Raw genomic sequence first — 17,448 nt, forward strand, 5'->3', positions numbered from 1 at the left:
TTATGCCCGCTGTGGCGGCCCGCGATGGATACAGATCGACCAGCGCCGGACGCCCCGCTGTGGCTGTCGGCGATGCGGGCACCGGCCTAGCATGCGACACCCCCTTGCGCACCGGAACGCGGCATGCCCGACCTCTCCCACCTGCTCGCCTTCGGCCTGCTTTCGCTGGGCATGGTGCTCACCCCGGGCCCGAACATGCTCTACCTGGTATCGCGCTCGATCTGCCAGGGACGCGCGGCCGGGCTGGTGTCGCTGTCCGGGATCGCCGTCGGGTTCCTGGTGTACCTGCTGTGCGCCGCGCTCGGCATCACCGCGTTGTTGATGGCGGTGCCGCATGCCTACGACGCGCTGCGCATCGCCGGCACGCTGTACCTGCTGTACCTGGCCTGGCAGGCGCTGCGGCCCGGTGGTCGCTCGCCGTTCGAACTGCGCGAACTGGCACGCGACAGCCCGCGCCGGCTGTTTTCCATGGGTCTGTTCACCGCCCTGCTCAACCCCAAGATCGCGGTGATGTACCTGTCGTTGCTGCCGCAGTTCATCCAGCCCCAAGGGCACGGCAGCGTGATGGCGCAATCGGTGGCGCTGGGGCTGGTGCAGATTGCCACCAGCCTGGGCGTCAACGCGCTGATCGTGCTGGCTGCCGGCAGCATCGCCACGTTCCTGGCCGGGCGCCCTCGCTGGCAGACGCTGCAACGGGGGCTGATGGGAACGGTGCTGGGCGGGCTGGCGGTGCGGATGCTGGTGGACGCGCGACGCTGAGCGCGGGCCGACCCGCCGGCCGACGCGCCGGCCGATCCTGGCGCGATCCATCGCGCACACCGCGCCGCGCGACGCCGCCGGCATACGCAACCAGAAACGGCGCCCGAAGGCGCCGTTCTCTGCCATCGCGGTGCCGACTGACAGTCGGCCCCCAACGGGTCAGGCCACCACCACCGGGATCTTGCCGATGCGGGCCTGCCATTCGCGCGGGCCGGTGATGTGCACCGACTCGCCGGTGGAATCCACCGCCACGGTCACCGGCATGTCCTGCACGGTGAACTCGTAGATGGCCTCCATGCCCAGGTCGGCAAAGCCGACCACCTTGGCCGCCTTGATCGCCTTGGAGACGAGGTAGGCCGAGCCACCGACCGCCATCAGGTAGGCCGACTTGTTGTCACGGATCGCCTCGATCGCGGCCGGGCCGCGCTCGGCCTTGCCGACCATGCCCAGCAGGCCGGTCTGTTCCAGCACCTGGCGGGTGAACTTGTCCATGCGGGTGGCGGTGGTCGGGCCAGCCGGGCCCACCACTTCGTCGCGCACCGGATCGACCGGGCCCACGTAGTAGATGAAGCGGCCCTTGAGGTCGACCGGCAGCGGCTCGCCCTTGTCCAGCATTTCCACCATGCGCTTGTGCGCGGCATCGCGACCGGTGAGCAGCTTGCCGTTGAGCAGCAGGGTCTGGCCGGGCGTCCAGCTGGCGACGTCTTCCGGGGTGATCGTGTCCAGATCGACGCGGGTGCCCTTGGACGCGTCGTAGGTGATCTGCGGCCAGTCTTCCAGCGACGGCGGATCGAGCATCACCGGGCCGCTGCCATCCAGGGTGAAGTGCGCGTGGCGGGTGGCGGCGCAGTTGGGGATCATCGCCACCGGCAGGTTGGCCGCGTGGGTCGGGAAGTCCTTGACCTTGATGTCCAGCACGGTGGTCAGGCCGCCCAGGCCCTGCGCGCCGATGCCCAGCGCGTTGACCTTGTCGAACAGCTCCAGGCGCAGCTCTTCGGCGCGGTTGGAGGCGCCACGGGCCTTCAGTTCGTTGATGTCGATCGGCTCCATCAGCGATTCCTTGGCCAGCAGCATCGCCTTCTCCGCGGTGCCGCCGATGCCGATCCCGAGCATGCCCGGCGGGCACCAGCCAGCGCCCATGGTCGGCACGGTCTTGAGCACCCAGTCCACGATCGAGTCGGACGGATTGAGCATGGCGAACTTGCTCTTGGCTTCCGAGCCGCCGCCCTTGGCCGCCACGATGACCTCGACGTGGTCGCCCGGCACCACCTTGACGTTGACCACGCCCGGCGTGTTGTCCCTGGTATTGGTGCGCTTGCCCGCCGGATCGGCCAGCACCGAGGCGCGCAGCTTGTTGTCCGGATGGTTGTAGGCGCGGCGCACGCCTTCGTTGGCCATGTCTTCCACGCCCATGGTGGCGTCGTCCCAGCGGACGTTCATGCCGATTTCCAGGAACACGGTGACGATGCCGGTGTCCTGGCAGATCGGGCGGTGGCCTTCGGCACACATCCGCGAGTTGATCAGGATCTGGGCCATTGCCTCCTTGGCAGCCGGCGACTCCTCGCGCTCATAGGCGGCGGAGAGGCTCTTGATGTAATCGACCGGGTGGTAGTACGAGATGTACTGCAGCGCGTCGGCGATGGACTGGATGAGGTCTTCCTGCTTGATCGATGTCACGACTTGCTCGCTTGCTGGAGGCTGGCGGGGATTCAGCCCATCATTTTACCCCCCTCGCGCCGCCAAGGGGCATCGGCCGTGGGGCGACACCCGGCATCGCCTCGGCGCGCCGTCTGCGGCACAGTGGCCCCAGCCCCGTCACAACCGCGCCCCCGGCGGCGTCCTCCCGGCATGACCCCGACCGATACCTTCCAGACCCACCGCCCCCGCCTGTTCGCCTTGGCCTACCGCCTGCTGGGCAGCCGCAGCGACGCCGAGGACATCGTCCAGGACGCCTGGCTGCGCTGGCAGGGCGCCGACACCGCCGCCATCCGCGACCCGGAGGGCTGGCTGGTGACCGCCACCACCCGGCTGGGGCTGGACCGGCTGCGCGCCATGCGCAACGCCAGGGTCCAGTACGTGGGCCCGTGGCTGCCCGAACCGCTGGAGATCGCGCTGGATCCGGATCCGCTGCACGACCCGGCCCAGCGGCACGCGCTGGCCGATGAGGTCTCGGTGGCCTTCCTGGCACTGCTCGAACAACTGAAGCCGGACGAGCGCGCCGCGTTCCTGCTCAAGGACGTGTTCGACTACGACTACCCCGAGATCGCCCCGCTGCTGGAGCACAGCCCGGCCAACTGCCGCCAGTTGGTGCATCGCGCGCGCCAGCGCCTGCAGGCTGGCAAACCACGCTTCGACGTCACGCCGGCGCAGCACCGCGACCTGCTGACCCGCTTCATGGAGGCCTCCCAGCGCGGCGACCAGGCCGCGATCCTGTCGCTGCTGCACGCCAACGCCGAGATGGTGTCCGACGGCGGCGGACGGGTCACCGCGGCGATCCGCCCCCTGCTGGGCGCCGAGCGCATCGCGCAGTTGTACTGGGCCATCGCGCGGCGCAACGGCGCGCACCCGGCCCGGATCGGCTACGTCAACGGCGAGCCCGCGATCCTGCGCTTCCAGGGGGCGCACCTGCACTCGATCACCCTGGTCAGCATCGACGGTGAGCGGATCGCGCAGGTATTGAGCGTGCTCAATCCGGAAAAACTGACCGCACTTGTCACAGCGGGCGATGCGGGCGCGTCCTCCTGATGAAGACGGCCAGTGTGGCCGTCATGGAGTCCGTGATGTCCACCTCGCCCCGCGTTCCGTATTTCCGTCTGGCCAACGAGGCCATCAAAGGCCTGCTCGCCACCAGCAAGGCCGTGCATGACAGCTCGATCGACCCGACGCTGATGGAGCTGGTGTTCCTGCGCGTCTCGCAGATCAACGGCTGTGGCTACTGCATGGACATGCACGGCACGGCCCTGCGCAAGGGCGGCATCGAGCCGCGCAAGCTCGATACGCTGCCGGCCTGGCACGAGAGCCGTTTTTTCGACGCACGCGAGCGCGCCGCCCTGGGCTGGGCCGAGGCACTGACGCGGTTGAGCAGCGCAGCGCCTTCGGATGCCGCGTACGAGGCACTGTTGCCGCACTTCGATGAAAAGGGCATCAGTGACCTCAGCATGGGCGTCGCGGTGATCAATGCCTGGAACCGCCTCGGCGCCGGGCTGTTGCCGCCTTTGCCGTGATGTGCGGGTGGGAACGCGCTGAGTTGCCCGTGTGCGCTGTGGCACGTAATGACTGAATCGCACCTGCATGCGCGCGCGCAACGCGTGAGCGTAAGGCGGGGTATTTTTGACATGGAAATCGGGCTTTCACGACATAAAACAGTGGGTGCGCCTATCCAAAACACCTCGCTGATTTCTTGTTCAAATAACACCTCAGCCACGCCACGGTTCGCAGTACGGTCCGCCCTCTTTTTGGGCAGGACCGGACTGCATGACACACACGCGCAGCGCAACGCTTCATCCACACCCGACTACGTGGTTGACCGCGTATCTGCTCATCAACGCGGTCGGGTCTTCCCTGCCGGTGCTGTTGAACGTCGCATGGCCTGCCGCCATCGACGCGCGGCTGTTTGTCACCGTGGCACTGGCAAGCCAACTGATCCTCGCACTGGCTGTGTGCTGCCTGCCCGGCTGGTTGCTGGGCAACATCAAGCCACTGCGGGCGCTGGCATTGCCCAGCGTGGTCACGCTGACCACGCTGTGGTGGATTGTGCTGCTCGTCGATGCCCGGGTCTTCCACCAGTTCGGTTTTCATCTCAATGGTCTGGTCATTGGCCTGCTGCTCAGCGGCCGGCTGCTGGAACAGCTCGGCCTGACCACCGTGTCCTGTCTGGCCGCCGGCGCCGTGCTCGCCGGCATGGCCACGCTGCAGCTGCTGTTCGCACGCTGGCTTCAGCGCCAAAGCATTGCCGCGCTCCCGCGCGCCCGCTGGCTGTTGGTGCTGCTCCCCCTGCTACCGATCACCCAAGGCCTGGCGATCTGGTACGACGCGCGCAGCCGAGCCGATGCCATGACCGGACTGCGCCCCATCCCCTGGCTGCACACTGCTACCGCGCGGCGCCATCTGGCCAGGCTGGGCTGGGCCCAGGAAGACGGGATGGAACGCCAGCTGGCCGGGAAGCCCAGCAGCAACAGCGACATGCACTACCCGCACCAGCCTTTGCAGTGCAGCGCGGAGCGGCCTATGAACGTGCTGATGATCGTGGTCGATTCGCTGCGTCATGACATGCTCACGCCTGCGCAGATGCCCAACGCCAGCCGTTTCGCCGAGCAGGGATGGCAGGCAGAGCAGCACTACAGCACCGGCAACAACACCATGCATGGCTTGTTCGGGCTGTTCTACGGCCTGCCGGCCCTGCATACCAACACCATGATCCACCACCGCCGCGGCCCGGAGCTGCTGCGCCAGCTGGACAAGCGTGGCTACCAGTTCCATCTGTATGGTGGCGCTTCATTGCAGGGCGCCCGCATGGACCGGGCCGTGTTCGCGCAGGTCACCGCGCCGCTGCATACTGCGCCGAGTGATGTCGCCCAGGATCTGCGTGATCGTTACGTCGTGAATAAGCTGTCCGCTGCCCTGCTCGAGCAGCCCGCCGATACACCGTTCTTCGGGTTCATGCTGCTGGACAGTGCCCATGTGCCCTATGCCGTTCCGGCCGATGCAGACCACCGGTTCCTGCCCCAGGCCAGATCCGGTGATCACCTCAAAACCCATCGCGGCACGGACCCCGCGCCGTTGTTCAACCGCTACCGCAATGCCGTGCTCAAGGCCGACACCCTGATCGGCCAGTTGCTGCAGGCCCTGGATGACAGCGGTCGCGGCGACGATACCGTGGTGATCATCACCAGTGACCACGGCGAGTCCTTCAACGATCTCGGCCAGAACGACTGGGGGCACAACGGAAATTTCAGCGATGTTCAGACCCGTGTGCCGATGGCGATCCGCTGGCCGGGCCGGGCAGCCGCCACGGAGCCGGCCATCACCAGCCACATGGACATTGCACCGACGCTGCTGCGCCACCTGCTGGCCTGCAGCAATCCGCCCTCTGACCATTCGGCGGGGCTGGACCTGTTCGGCCCGCTGCCACCGATGCGCCCGCTGCTCGTGGAGTCATGGACGCAGCGCGCGGTGCGCGTCGGCCCTCGGGCGCTGCTCGTGCGGCCCTATGGCATCGAGGTACGCGACGCCGACTATCGCCAGATCCCGGATACCACCTCAACGGCCGCCGTCACCGCCGCCATCATTGACCAGATGCAGCTGCTCCAACCCATCAGCAGGCCGTCGCCGTAGCGCGTTGGCGACACGGGCCGATGGGCTGTCACGGCATGCATCGGCACCGGAAGCGGCTGGCTTCATCTGCAAACCACGCGGGCGACGCGCACAATGTCGCCCATGCCCGCCTCCCCCGCCGCCGGCGCTGCCGGCCAGAAGAATCCGAGCCTGCGCGAACGCTTCCAGGCGATGCGCAACCTGCCCCCGTTCCTGCGCCAGGTCTGGCAGACCAGTCCCTGGCTGGCATCCGCGAGCCTGGGACTGCGCCTGATCCGCGCCCTGCTGCCGGTGGCGATGCTCTACGTCGGCAAGCTCATCATCGATGCCGCCCTGCACCTGAGCCAGCACGAGGCCAGCTTCCCGCCGTTCGGCGAGGCGCTGTCCAGCGGCCTGCTCAATCCGCTGCTGGGCCTGCTGGCGCTGGAGTTCGGCCTGGCGATCGGCTCGGACCTGCTCGGCCGGATGGTCAACTACGCCGACACGCTGCTCTCCGAGCTGTTCACCAACGTCACCAGCGTGCGGCTGATGGAACACGCCGCCGAACTCGACCTGGAAGATTTCGAAGATCCCGACCTGCAGGACAAGCTGGACCGTGCGCGGCGCCAGACCATGGGCCGGATGAACCTGATGAGCCAGCTGTTCGGCCAGGTGCAGGACAGCATCACCGTGGCCAGCCTGGCGGTGGGCCTGTTGGTGTACGCACCGTGGCTGATCCTGCTGCTGGCGGTGGCGCTGGTGCCGGCCTTCATCGGCGAATCGCACTTCAACGCGGCCGGCTACTCGCTCAACTTCCAGTGGACGCCCGAGCGCCGCCAGCTCGACTACCTGCGCCAGATCGGCGCCAGCGTGGAAACCGCCAAGGAGGTGAAGATCTTCAACCTCCACCGCTTCCTGATCGAGCGTTACAAATTCCTGGCCGACAAGTTCTTCCACGCCAACCGCGCACTGGCGCGCAAGCGCGCGTTCTGGGGCACCCTGCTGGCCGCGCTGGGCACGCTGGGGTATTACACGGCCTACGCGTACATCGCCTGGCGCACCGTGCGCGGCGACTTCTCGATCGGCGACCTCACCTTCCTGGCCGGCAGCTTCCTGCGCCTGCGCCAGTTGCTGGAAGGCCTGCTGATCGGCTTCTCGCAGGTGGCCGGGCAGGCGCTGTACCTGGACGACTTGTTCTCGTTCTTCCAGATCCAGCCGGAAATCCACTCGCGCACCGATGCCGTGGCGATCCCGCAGCCGATCCGGCAGGGCTTCGTGTTCGAGGACGTGGGCTTCCGCTACCCGGATGCGGAGCGCTGGGCGGTGCGCCACCTGGACTTCGAGCTGCGCGCCGGCGAGGTACTGGCGCTGGTCGGCGAGAACGGCGCCGGCAAGACCACCCTGGTGAAGCTGCTGGCACGCCTGTACGACCCCGACGAAGGCCGCATCCTGCTCGACGGCCGCGACCTGCGCGATTACGACCTGGACGACCTGCGCGCCAACATGGGGGTAATCTTCCAAGACTTCGTGCGCTACAACCTGAGCGCCGGCGAGAACATCGGGGTGGGCCTGGTCGAGGCGATGACCGACGACGCGCGCATCCGCGATGCCGCCCGCCGCGGCATGGCCGACGAGGTCATCAACGCCCTGCCCCACGGCTACGAGCAGCTGATCGGCCGGCGCTTCAAGCAGGGCGTGGACCTGTCCGGCGGGCAGTGGCAGAAGATCGCCATCGCCCGAGCCTACATGCGCGATGCACAGGTGATGATCCTGGACGAGCCCACCGCGGCGCTGGATGCGCGCAGCGAGTTCGAGGTATTCCAGCGCTTCAAGGAACTGTCCGAACAGCGCACCGCCGTGCTCATCTCGCACCGGTTCTCCTCGGTGCGCATGGCCGACCGCATCCTGGTGCTGGCCGACGGCCGGATCGAGGCCAGCGGCACCCATGCCGACCTGATGACCCAGGGCGGCCGCTATGCCGAATTGTTCGAGCTGCAGGCCGCCGGGTATCGTTGAAACCCCCATTCCACCTGCCTTTCCGGCCAGTCAATGAGAATTTATCTCATTTGAGATAAACTGGGCCGGACAACACAGATCAGACCCCACCCCCATGTCTTCCGCTTTCGGCGCCGAAACGGTGCTTGAGGTCCGTCACTGGACCGACGCCTACTTCAGCTTCACCACGACCCGCGACAGCGGCTTCCGCTTCGAGAACGGCCAGTTCGTGATGATCGGCCTGGAAACCGAGGCGCGCCCGCTGCTGCGTGCGTACTCCATCGCCAGTGCCAACTGGGAGGAGAACCTGGAGTTCTTCAGCATCAAGGTCCAGGACGGCCCGCTGACCTCGCGCCTGCAGCACATCAAGCCGGGCGACAAGGTACTGGTCGGCAAGAAGCCCACCGGCACCCTGCTGATCAGCGACCTGCACCCGGGCAAGCACCTGTACCTGCTGGGCACCGGCACCGGCCTGGCGCCGTGGCTGTCGGTGATCAAGGACCCGGAAACCTACGAGCGTTTCGACAAGGTGATCCTCACCCACGGCGTGCGCTACGAAAAGGACCTCGCCTACCGCGACCTGTTCGAGAAGGAACTGCGCGAGCACGAATTCCTCGGCGAGATGATCGGCGACAAGCTGCTGTACTACCCGGCCGTCACCCGTGAAGCCTTTCCCAACCAGGGCCGGCTGACCTCTCTGATGGAAAGCGGGGAAATGCAGAAGACCCTCGGCCTGCCGCCGCTGGACCCGGAAAACGATCGCGCCATGATCTGCGGCAGCCCGCAGATGCTGGCCGACCTGCGCACCGTGCTGGACAGCCGCGGCTTCCAGACCTCCCCGCGCATCGGTACCCCGGGCCATTACGTGTTCGAGCGCGCGTTCGTCGAGAAGTAAGCGCGTGGCGCACCGGTGGAGCCACGCCATGCGTGGCTGCGGCCGTCCACGGGACCGCCGACCGCTGCCCGGGTCCCCCGCCAACCCGCCAGGCCCCCGTTCGGCTATATTCCGCGTCAGCCCTGCACCGGCCGGGCCTGACCTGGAACCGCGCCCGATGATCAGGAAGATCCGCCCCGCCCTCGCCTGCGTGCTGCTTGCCGTGGGCCTGGCCGCCCACGCTGCCGCGCCCACCAATCCATCCCCGAAAGCCGGCGACATCCCGCCGCAGATCCTCGGCAAGGACCGCGAGGGCAACGTCGTCGACCTGGCCAGCCAGCGCGGCAAGATCGTCATCGTCACCTTCTGGGCGTCCTGGTGTGGCCCGTGCCGCAAGGAGCTGCCGATCCTGGGCCACCTGCAGAAGGTGATCGGGCATGACGCGCTGCAGGTGTATGCGGTGAATCTCAAGGAACCGCGCAACGATTTCGCCGCCATCGCCCGCAGCCGCACCGCCCCGCCGCTGGACTACATCCACGACGCCAAGGGCGTGGTCAGCGACGAATACGGCATCCAGGCGATCCCGCACATGTTCATCATCGGCCACGACGGCCGCATCGCGCGCGTGCATCGCGGCTACTCCGAACAGAGCCTGCCCGAGATCGTCCAGGACATCCTGGCGCTGCTGCCCGAGGACGTGCGCAACCGGCAGGCCGGCGGCTGATACGCGTCCCGCCGCACCGCGCCCTGCGTCGGTGGGCGCGCGGGGATCATTGATGCGAGCAGCCGGCCAACGACCGGCATTACCCGGCCAGCGCGGCCTCGATGTCGCCGCGCAGTGATTCGGGCTTGTCGGTCGGGGCGTAGCGCTGCAGTACCTGGCCGTCGCGGCCGATCAGGAACTTGCTGAAGTTCCACTTGATCCCGCGCGTGCCGAGCACCCCGGATTTTTCCGCCTTCAACCATTGCCACAGCGGATGGGCACCCTCGCCGTTGACCTCGACCTTCTCCGACAGCGGGAAGTCCACCGCGTAGGTCAACGAACAGAACGCGCGGATCTCCTCGGCATCGCCCGGTTCCTGGTGGCCGAACTGATCGCAGGGGAAGCCGATCACCACCAGCCCGCGCGGCCCGAATTCCCGCCACAGCGCTTCCAGTCCTTCGTACTGCGGGGTAAACCCGCACTTGCTGGCCACATTCACCAGCAACAGGACCTGGCCCTGATACTGCTCCAGCGCCTGCGGTTCGCCGGCGAGGTCAACGAAGGAAAAATCGAAGGCAGTAGTCATGGGGTCGGCTCAGGCGGTAGACGGGCATCTTAGCGCCGCCGGGCGTCGGGGCGGGTCAACGGCCGCCGACCGGATCCCGCTGCGTGGGCAACATGCCTTTCGACACAAGCCCGCCGCCGTCGCCCCGGGTTACCCTCGGGCACTTGTCTGACCGGAGAATTCCCCTTGACCACCCGTCTTGCCCTTGCCGTCGCCGTGACCCTCGGCCTTGCCCTGCCCGCCTATTCCGCCGTTGCCGCCGCCCCCGCCGCCGCGGCCGCCCAGCAGGCCAACCCGTTCTTCGCCGACAGCCCACTGCCGCTGCACTACCCGCAGTTCGACAAGATCAAGGACAGCGACTTCGCCCCGGCCTTCGACGCCGGCATGGCGCAGCAGCTGAAGGAAGTGGACGCGATCGCCAACAACAAGGCCAAGCCGACCTTCGACAACACCCTCATCGCCCTGGAAAAGAGCGGTGACACCCTGGACCGCGCCACCACCGTGTTCTTCAGCCTGGTCGGCGCCGACACCAACGACGCGCGCAAGAAGCTGCAGGCCGACTACTCGGCCAAGTTCGCCGCGCACAGCGATGCCATCGCCCTCAACGGCAAGCTGTTCGCCCGCATCCAGGCCCTGTACGACACCCGCACCCAGCTCGGCCTCGACGCCGAAGGCGTGCGCCTGGTCGAGAAGTACTACGACAGCTACGTCCGCTCGGGCGCCAAGCTCAACGAAGCCGACAAGACCAAGCTCAAGGCGATGAACGCCGAGCTGGCCAACCTGGGCACCAAGTTCAGCCAGAACGTGCAGAACGAAGTGAACGCCTCGGCCGTGGTCGTGGACGACGTCAAGCAGCTCGACGGCCTATCCGACGAGCAGATCGCCGCTGCCGCCGAAGCCGCCAAGGCCCGCAAGCTGGACGGCAAGTACGTCATCGCCCTGCTCAACACCACCGGCCAGCCGCCGCTGACCAACCTGCGCAACCGCGACCTGCGCCAGAAGATCTACGAAGCCTCCATCACCCGTGGCAGCCGCGGCGGTGAGTTCGACAACACCGCACTGGTCTCGCGCATCATGCAGCTGCGCGCCGACAAGGCCAAGCTGATGGGCTTTGCCAACTTCGCCGCCTACAACCTGACCAACCAGACCGCCAAGACCCCCGAAGCGGTCAACGCCATGCTCGGCCAGCTGGCCCCGGCTGCGGTGGCCAACGCCAAGCGCGAAGCCGCCGACCTGCAGGCCATGATCGACAAGGAACAGAAGGCGGCCGGTAAGCCGACCTTCCAGCTCGAAGCGTGGGACTGGGCCTTCTACAGCGAGAAGGTGCGCCAGGCCAAGTACAACTTCGACGAGTCCCAGCTCAAGCCGTATTTCGAGCTGAAGAACGTGCTGGAAAACGGCGTGTTCTTCGCCGCCAACCAGGAATACGGCCTGACCTTCAAGCAGCGCACCGACCTGCCGGTCTACCACGACGACGTCACCGTCTATGACGTGTTCGATGCCGACGGCAGCCAGCTGGCGATCTTCATCTTCGACCCGTACGCACGCGCCTCCAAGCGCGGTGGCGCCTGGATGAACTCGTATGTGTCCCAGTCCGCGCTGACCGGCTTCAAGCCGGTGGTGGCCAACCACCTCAACATCCCCAAGCCGCCGGCGGGCCAGCCCTCGCTGCTGACCTGGGATGAAGTGACCACCACCTTCCACGAGTTCGGCCACGCCCTGCACGGCATGTTCTCCAACGTGAAGTACCCGTACTTCTCCGGCACCGCCGTGCCGCGCGACTTCGTCGAGTTCCCCTCGCAGGTCAATGAAATGTGGTCGGACAACCCGGCCATCCTGAAGAACTACGCCAAGCACTACCAGAACGGCTCGGCCATGCCGCAGGCGCTGCTGGACAAGGTGATTGCCGCGGCCAAGTTCAACCAAGGCTTTGCCACCACCGAGTACCTGGGCGCGGCCATGCTGGACCAGCGCTGGCACCAGATCGGCCCGGACCAGGTGCCGGCCGCCAAGGACGTGATGGCCTTCGAGCGCGCCGCGCTGGAGAAGGACGGCATCTACTACGCGCCGGTTCCGCCGCGCTACAAGACCCCGTACTTCAGCCACATCATGGGCGGCTACTCGGCCGGCTACTACGCCTACATCTGGTCCGAAGTGCTCGACGCCAACACCCAGAAGTGGTTCCGCGAGAACGGCGGCCTGAGCCGCAAGAATGGCGACCACTTCCGCAAGGCGCTGCTGTCCAAGGGCGGCAGCGTGGACGCGATGCAGCTGTTCCAGGACTTCGCCGGGCACGCTCCTCAGATCGAGCCGCTGCTGGAGAAGCGTGGTTTGACCGGTGGGGATGGCAAGAAGTAAGCGTTTGATTCAACGACGCGTGTAACCAGGACCGCCCGGCATTGCCGGGCGGTTTTTTGTTGTCGATCACTTGAGAGGATCCCTCCCCCCATCAATGGGCTTGTGGATCAAAGTCCGCTTTCCACGTGCAGAGCAATGCCTACAGCGTGCAGGCTCGGGGGAACGCTGTCATCGCGCGTGCCGGCTCGCTCAGGTTGATCAACGCCCCCCCAGGTTGAAATATGCTTTTCCATCCCGGCTGCTCAACGCCAGCGCCCGTTGCAGCGGCGCAAGCGCTTGCTCGTGCTGACCCCGATCGAAGCCTCTCCATGTCCAATCTCCTGGTGATTGAGGATTGGACTCAAAGCTGGACCGGCCAGGACTTCGCGGACATTTCGCCACCACTAACATCGGAAACCAGAAGGGTTTCTACGAGTCTCCGCCAGTTCACTAAACTCAGACAGCAGGATGGTGAGCGAGCGCGGATCGACATACATGGAGAGATCCTGAGTTGCACCCGCCCACCGATCAGCGAGCAGCTCCACGTCAAGCGGGCCGTAATGTAGACAACAAGTGGCGCGTGCCACTTCCTGCAAGCCCACATTGGGGGCATAGGCAGAACTCGCGTAGTCCTCGAGCCTTCCAGCAATACCACCAAATTTGCCGTCGAGCTCCACGCCCCACCTGCTTTCAGGCTGGAATGGAATCTGACCGACACCGAGCATCGGCGCCAGCGACCTACGCCTGCCCCAGCACGGCGGCGTACGCCCCGGCAGCAATACCGCGGTGGAAGAGCCGTGGTAGACCTGTCCCCCGGCAACGGCGCCTTGCCCTCCTACATCGAGCAGATGGAGCGCACCGCGATCCAGAAGGCGCTGGAAGAAAACCAGTGGAGGAAGACCCGGACGGCGGCGCAGTTGGGGATTACGTTCCGGGCACTGCGTACAAGCTGAAGAAGTTGGGGACGGATTGAATCCTGGCCAGGATTGACCATAGAGCCATGCCCTGCGTGGCTGCTACGCAACAACGCAACACCCAATATCCAACGGGCGCCAACCGCACCCGCATCGCCCGGCATTGCGGTGGACACGCATGGCGTGTCGCTGCCCGTCACGTGCACGTAGCCACCCGCGTAGAGACACGCCATGCGTGTCCAACGCAATACTCGGCCAACATGACGCCAACGTCCCAACAAAACGGCACCGCCGTCGCACTGTCTGCCAAACCCGAGCCGCTCGCGGCACGATGTTGGCAACGCCTACTAAACCCCGAACAACCAACAAACACAAGCGATTAGCCATCGATCGCATCACCGTGCATGGTGTGCGACGGAGCTTCAAATCTCCATGTACATGCAAAATTATGGACGTCCCATGTCGGGAGAGTGGCAATACAAGACCCCTCATTCGGGGAAATACGCCATGCCGCACGCACGTAAGCGGATTTGAACCTCCCGGCTCCCTTGCTCTAGCGGCAAGGGAGATTTCCCCATGGAGGCTTCCCATGCGCTCGGCACGCAACACCCCACTCTTCCCCGAAATCCACCTACCGACTTCCTCACGACCGCGCCACTACACAGTCCGCGCGCACACATACGCATGGATGGACACCTTCGGCGGTGGCACTGCGCCCTGCCTGTCGGTACACGGCCACTGGCTGGAGAACGCAGGCTTCAAGGTTGGCGCAAGCGTAAACGTTGAAGCAACTGTCGGCCAACTGCTCATCACTCTGCTTGAGTTCCCCGATTCAACAGAACCGCGTCATTCCAGCGCGTTTGAGAGACATATTGCCAAGCTTGCCCGCGCGAAGCCTGGCGACCACGTAGAGCACGACCATCCCGGCTGGCTGGTACGCGAAAAAATCCTCGCCCCCATGGGCGCCTCGACGTTGGATTTCGCCCACGCCATCGGCGTGTCGCAGGACTTCGCCGAGTGCTTCCTCGCCGGCGACCACGACGTGGACCCGGACCTCGCTCAACGCTTGGGGCCGTTCTGCCACACCTCGCAGCGCCTGTGGCTGGAGCTACAGCATAAGCATCGATCAGTGACGTGGAGCTGAGCACAAGCCGAATCTCAGCACGCTTCTAGCTGTTGCCATGGTTAATTTGCAGAAATTCCTTCGCAGTTTCATTCCCCGCGTCAGCGGCAGCGTGAATCAAACGCATCGCTTCCACACCATCCTTGGCAACGCCAACCCCATGTAGCAACGCTAGTCCATATTCATACTGGGCTGGAGGGTATCCTTGACTTGAACCAGCGGCGAAGCACTTCGCGGCTAGCTCTAAATCCAACGGCCCCAAGTCTCCAAACAAATAATACATACCGCGAGTGAACTGCGCCGGGGCATATCCCAACTCCGCAGCCTCACCAACAAGGCTGAGATGGCGTGCGTTGTATGCCTCTTCATCCTCCTCCGGCAGGCTCGACATAGACCACAAATACAACCCTTCTGCGTCTCTGGACCTTACCAGGGGAGCAAGTAGCAAGTTCACGCCATCCCAGTCATCCGCCATTAGCAGACGGTCATACTCAACAGTCACTTCAGTTGGCAGACTAACCATGCGGGGTCACCTTGTCACCCTTCGGTGACCTACAGCGGCATTGGATGTGATGTGTGGAACGCGCGCCGAGCTTCTCTTTGGCATCTTTCTCAGCCATGCGCTTTGCTTCCATCAGTGTTAGGCCCACACCATAGCCAAAAGCATACTCCTTATCGTCAATTGAACAGTTCCCCTCACTTCTTCCGTCCCGATTGGCCCTGCATATACATGTGTAGTAACCCTTCTTTCGATCAGGATAAGGGACGGCACGTCCGCTGCTTTCAGACCACAAGCTCCTTAAGGCCAAGCCGCCGAAAGTCTGACCAAAGCCATTGGGGTCTAGCCATCCAGATGGGCGAGACAGTTCAAACGCGAGACCAATAGCTTGACCGATCGGAGCATTCTCCGGACCGCCGGATCCTGAGTACCCATTGCCATCGCTGGAGTAGCGCTCATTGTAATAATCGTAGCCCCCAACCGGGCCAGGAGTAGGGGTGGGGATTGACCTAGCTCGTTGCAAACCAGCTGGGTCGGCGGATCCAGCTGGATCCCCCTCGACGTAGCTGTAGGTCGTTTCACCACCCGCCAAACCGATAGGATCGCTTTGCGCGTAGCGCCCACAGCCCGGCTCATAGTCCCTGAAGTAGTTGTAGCTCAGCCCTGAAGACGAATCCATGCGCTGACCGGGGAAGCGGAGATCAAAGAACTGTAGGATTCCATCCTGATCTGGATCCTCGGCCGGTATGCCTGATCCAAAAGGCTCTCCCAGAAGGCTCCAGCGCCACACAGCGACATCCCGCTGCGGATCGACCACTACGCGCGGCGAACCCAAGTGATCTGACTCGATGTATGGCAGCTTGCCCGCTTGAATCAGGCCGACTGGTTGAGACCCCAACCACACGACCTGCCGTGCCGGAGTACCGGTCGCACCATAGCTGCCGAGCCACTCGCCCCCCTCACCATGCAGGTGCAGCGTCTTTTCAGTATCCACCTGCTGCAAATGGTCGCGACGTAACCCCAGCTTGAGTAGCGGGGGCGTTTAGCGTCCGGTGCCGACGTTATCCCTCCTTCGCCGCCAACTGCGCGGCGTACCGGGTAGTGTCAGCCCGCCAAGCGATCGCTTGGGTCTTTCTCCGTTGGAATCGCGCCACCAGCTTTCAATGCTGGTATGGGCATGACGCAATGTCGGGAACCAGTGCTCGTTGAGGCATTCGTTGAGACCTCAACCACACAACCTGCTGGGCCGGGGCCGAGCCACTCGCCGCCCTTGCCCGTCAGGTGCAGCGTCTTGTCGGTTATCAGCCATCCAGGAAATACTGCAACAACGGAACGAAGCCCATAGCGAGAAGCATCATGACGAACGCAGCCAGCGAGCAAAGGTGAATGGACGCAACAATAGCGATCGGACTTCTAAATCTCCGCTCCCTAATGATGGCAACGCACCCGAAGAATGCGTCGCGCATTTCCATTGAGTCCCGCGATGGCAGTGCCGGGAGAGCAGCAAGCTGCTCTTCACCGGATGTTCTGTCGCGCTCTCGCTTGGCCATGACTATCGCACAGGTTCGACTAAGCACGTTAACTACCATGCAGTAGAAGATGTACGGAACCAGTTCATCCATTGCTTCTAGAAACCACGCCCGTAATTGATGACCTGAGGATGCCCATCAAACATTGAGATACCTTTTGGATGGGCGTAGACGGAAGCGTCGACGCCGCATTGCCCAGCCCACGAAAGCTCAGATCGCGCAGATCCGAGCATCAAGTCTGAGCAGCTTGCCCCGCCGCTAAGCGAGAGACCGCCACCGTAAAGGACAGGAGGGCCAATCAGATGTTCGGGGTTCACGTCCGCCGCGCCATCCTCAAGCACCACCCTTGAAATTGTATATGTAACTGGAGCACCACAACCGGCACCGAACCAGTAGACATCCAAGTCAACGATACCCCCTTTTCCGTTAACGCACTCCGATTCCAAGTGGAAATTGTACTTGGCTCCTGCAAAACCCCAGTTGCCACGAGCAATTCCATGCGCAACCAAGCAGGCTCCAGCGCCATACAGAGACATCCCGCTGCGGATCGATCAATGCACGCGGCGACCCGAGATGGTCGGACTCGATATGGAGCACCTTACCCGCCTGAATCAGTCCGACAGGCCGGGAACCTGGCCATACGACCTGCTGTTCCGGGGCACCGTTTGCACCATACTGGCCGAACCATTCGCCTCCCTCACCATGCAGGTACGGCGTCTTTTCAGTACCCACCTGCTGCAACACGCGCTGGCCTGCCGCGTTGTGTCGGTAATTGGCCTGCGCGGAGCCTTCGGGCGCCAGCCCAAATCGTAGCTGAGGTCCAGCCGGCGGCCTTCGCCGCAAGAACTCCCGCGTGCG

Annotated in this window: 15 protein-coding genes and 2 pseudogenes; 10 read left to right on the forward strand and 7 right to left on the reverse strand. The window is 64.6% G+C overall.

Features of this window, described 5'->3' with window-relative positions; all coding sequences use genetic code 11:
• The first annotated feature begins 123 nt into the window (after positions 1-123).
• Entirely contained in the window at positions 124-759 is a 636-nt protein-coding gene (locus tag AC1DGC_RS01305) for a LysE family translocator (protein ID WP_478047060.1), read from the forward strand.
• Positions 760-918: 159 nt separating this feature from the next.
• Here AC1DGC_RS01305 and AC1DGC_RS01310 read toward each other — a convergent pair whose 3' ends face one another.
• Entirely contained in the window at positions 919-2,436 is a 1,518-nt protein-coding gene (locus AC1DGC_RS01310; protein WP_259203312.1) for a fumarate hydratase, read from the reverse strand.
• Positions 2,437-2,607: 171 nt separating this feature from the next.
• Here AC1DGC_RS01310 and AC1DGC_RS01315 point away from each other — a divergent pair, with 171 nt between their 5' ends.
• From AC1DGC_RS01315 to AC1DGC_RS01340, 6 genes are all read left to right on the forward strand, one after another.
• Positions 2,608-3,504 (forward strand): RNA polymerase sigma-70 factor, encoded by an 897-nt coding sequence (locus AC1DGC_RS01315; RefSeq protein WP_478047061.1) that lies wholly within the window; start codon positions 2,608-2,610, stop codon positions 3,502-3,504.
• Between the two features lie 35 nt (positions 3,505-3,539).
• Positions 3,540-3,983 carry a carboxymuconolactone decarboxylase family protein gene (locus AC1DGC_RS01320; RefSeq protein ID WP_394162594.1) on the forward strand — a complete coding sequence of 148 codons (444 nt, stop codon included), beginning with the start codon at positions 3,540-3,542 and terminating at the stop codon, positions 3,981-3,983.
• A gap of 250 nt (positions 3,984-4,233) precedes the next feature.
• Positions 4,234-6,093: a sulfatase-like hydrolase/transferase gene (locus AC1DGC_RS01325; RefSeq protein WP_478047062.1), complete on the forward strand. Its 1,860-nt coding sequence runs from the start codon at positions 4,234-4,236 to the stop codon at positions 6,091-6,093.
• A 102-nt stretch (positions 6,094-6,195) separates the two neighbouring features.
• On the forward strand, positions 6,196-8,067 hold the full coding sequence (locus tag AC1DGC_RS01330) for an ABC transporter ATP-binding protein (RefSeq protein WP_478047063.1): 1,872 nt from the start codon (positions 6,196-6,198) through the stop codon (positions 8,065-8,067).
• 94 nt (positions 8,068-8,161) lie between these two features.
• A complete protein-coding gene (locus AC1DGC_RS01335) occupies positions 8,162-8,941 on the forward strand; it encodes a ferredoxin--NADP reductase (RefSeq protein WP_019185907.1) in 780 nt (259 codons plus the stop codon).
• Between the two features lie 157 nt (positions 8,942-9,098).
• Positions 9,099-9,644: a TlpA family protein disulfide reductase gene (locus AC1DGC_RS01340; RefSeq protein ID WP_394162588.1), complete on the forward strand. Its 546-nt coding sequence runs from the start codon at positions 9,099-9,101 to the stop codon at positions 9,642-9,644.
• Positions 9,645-9,723: 79 nt separating this feature from the next.
• Here AC1DGC_RS01340 and AC1DGC_RS01345 read toward each other — a convergent pair whose 3' ends face one another.
• Positions 9,724-10,209 carry a glutathione peroxidase gene (locus tag AC1DGC_RS01345; RefSeq protein WP_259203322.1) on the reverse strand — a complete coding sequence of 162 codons (486 nt, stop codon included), beginning with the start codon at positions 10,207-10,209 and terminating at the stop codon, positions 9,724-9,726.
• Between the two features lie 165 nt (positions 10,210-10,374).
• Between AC1DGC_RS01345 and AC1DGC_RS01350 the strand changes: the two genes are divergently transcribed.
• Positions 10,375-12,546: a M3 family metallopeptidase gene (locus AC1DGC_RS01350; protein ID WP_478047064.1), complete on the forward strand. Its 2,172-nt coding sequence runs from the start codon at positions 10,375-10,377 to the stop codon at positions 12,544-12,546.
• A 383-nt stretch (positions 12,547-12,929) separates the two neighbouring features.
• On the opposite strand, the gene AC1DGC_RS01355 is transcribed toward AC1DGC_RS01350, so the two are convergent.
• Entirely contained in the window at positions 12,930-13,202 is a 273-nt protein-coding gene (locus tag AC1DGC_RS01355; protein ID WP_394162584.1) for a hypothetical protein, read from the reverse strand.
• A gap of 46 nt (positions 13,203-13,248) precedes the next feature.
• Here AC1DGC_RS01355 and AC1DGC_RS01360 point away from each other — a divergent pair.
• Positions 13,249-13,498: pseudogene (locus tag AC1DGC_RS01360) on the forward strand (helix-turn-helix domain-containing protein); the annotation flags it as partial.
• A gap of 530 nt (positions 13,499-14,028) precedes the next feature.
• Positions 14,029-14,583: a SymE family type I addiction module toxin gene (locus AC1DGC_RS01365; RefSeq protein ID WP_478047065.1), complete on the forward strand. Its 555-nt coding sequence runs from the start codon at positions 14,029-14,031 to the stop codon at positions 14,581-14,583.
• Between the two features lie 25 nt (positions 14,584-14,608).
• On the opposite strand, the gene AC1DGC_RS01370 is transcribed toward AC1DGC_RS01365, so the two are convergent.
• The 4 genes and pseudogenes from AC1DGC_RS01370 to AC1DGC_RS01385 form a co-directional block, all read right to left on the reverse strand.
• On the reverse strand, positions 14,609-15,085 hold the full coding sequence (locus tag AC1DGC_RS01370) for a tetratricopeptide repeat protein (RefSeq protein WP_313422934.1): 477 nt from the start codon (positions 15,083-15,085) through the stop codon (positions 14,609-14,611).
• Entirely contained in the window at positions 15,078-16,055 is a 978-nt protein-coding gene (locus AC1DGC_RS01375; RefSeq protein WP_478047066.1) for an RHS repeat domain-containing protein, read from the reverse strand. Before AC1DGC_RS01375 ends, AC1DGC_RS01370 begins: the two co-directional genes overlap by 8 nt.
• Positions 16,056-16,103: 48 nt before the next feature.
• A pseudogene (locus tag AC1DGC_RS01380) lies at positions 16,104-16,280 on the reverse strand (integrase core domain-containing protein); the annotation flags it as partial.
• Positions 16,281-16,362: 82 nt separating this feature from the next.
• Entirely contained in the window at positions 16,363-16,683 is a 321-nt protein-coding gene (locus tag AC1DGC_RS01385; RefSeq protein WP_394162578.1) for a hypothetical protein, read from the reverse strand.
• Positions 16,684-17,448 lie beyond the last annotated feature (765 nt).

This window comes from Stenotrophomonas sp. 05N37, assembly GCF_056397365.1.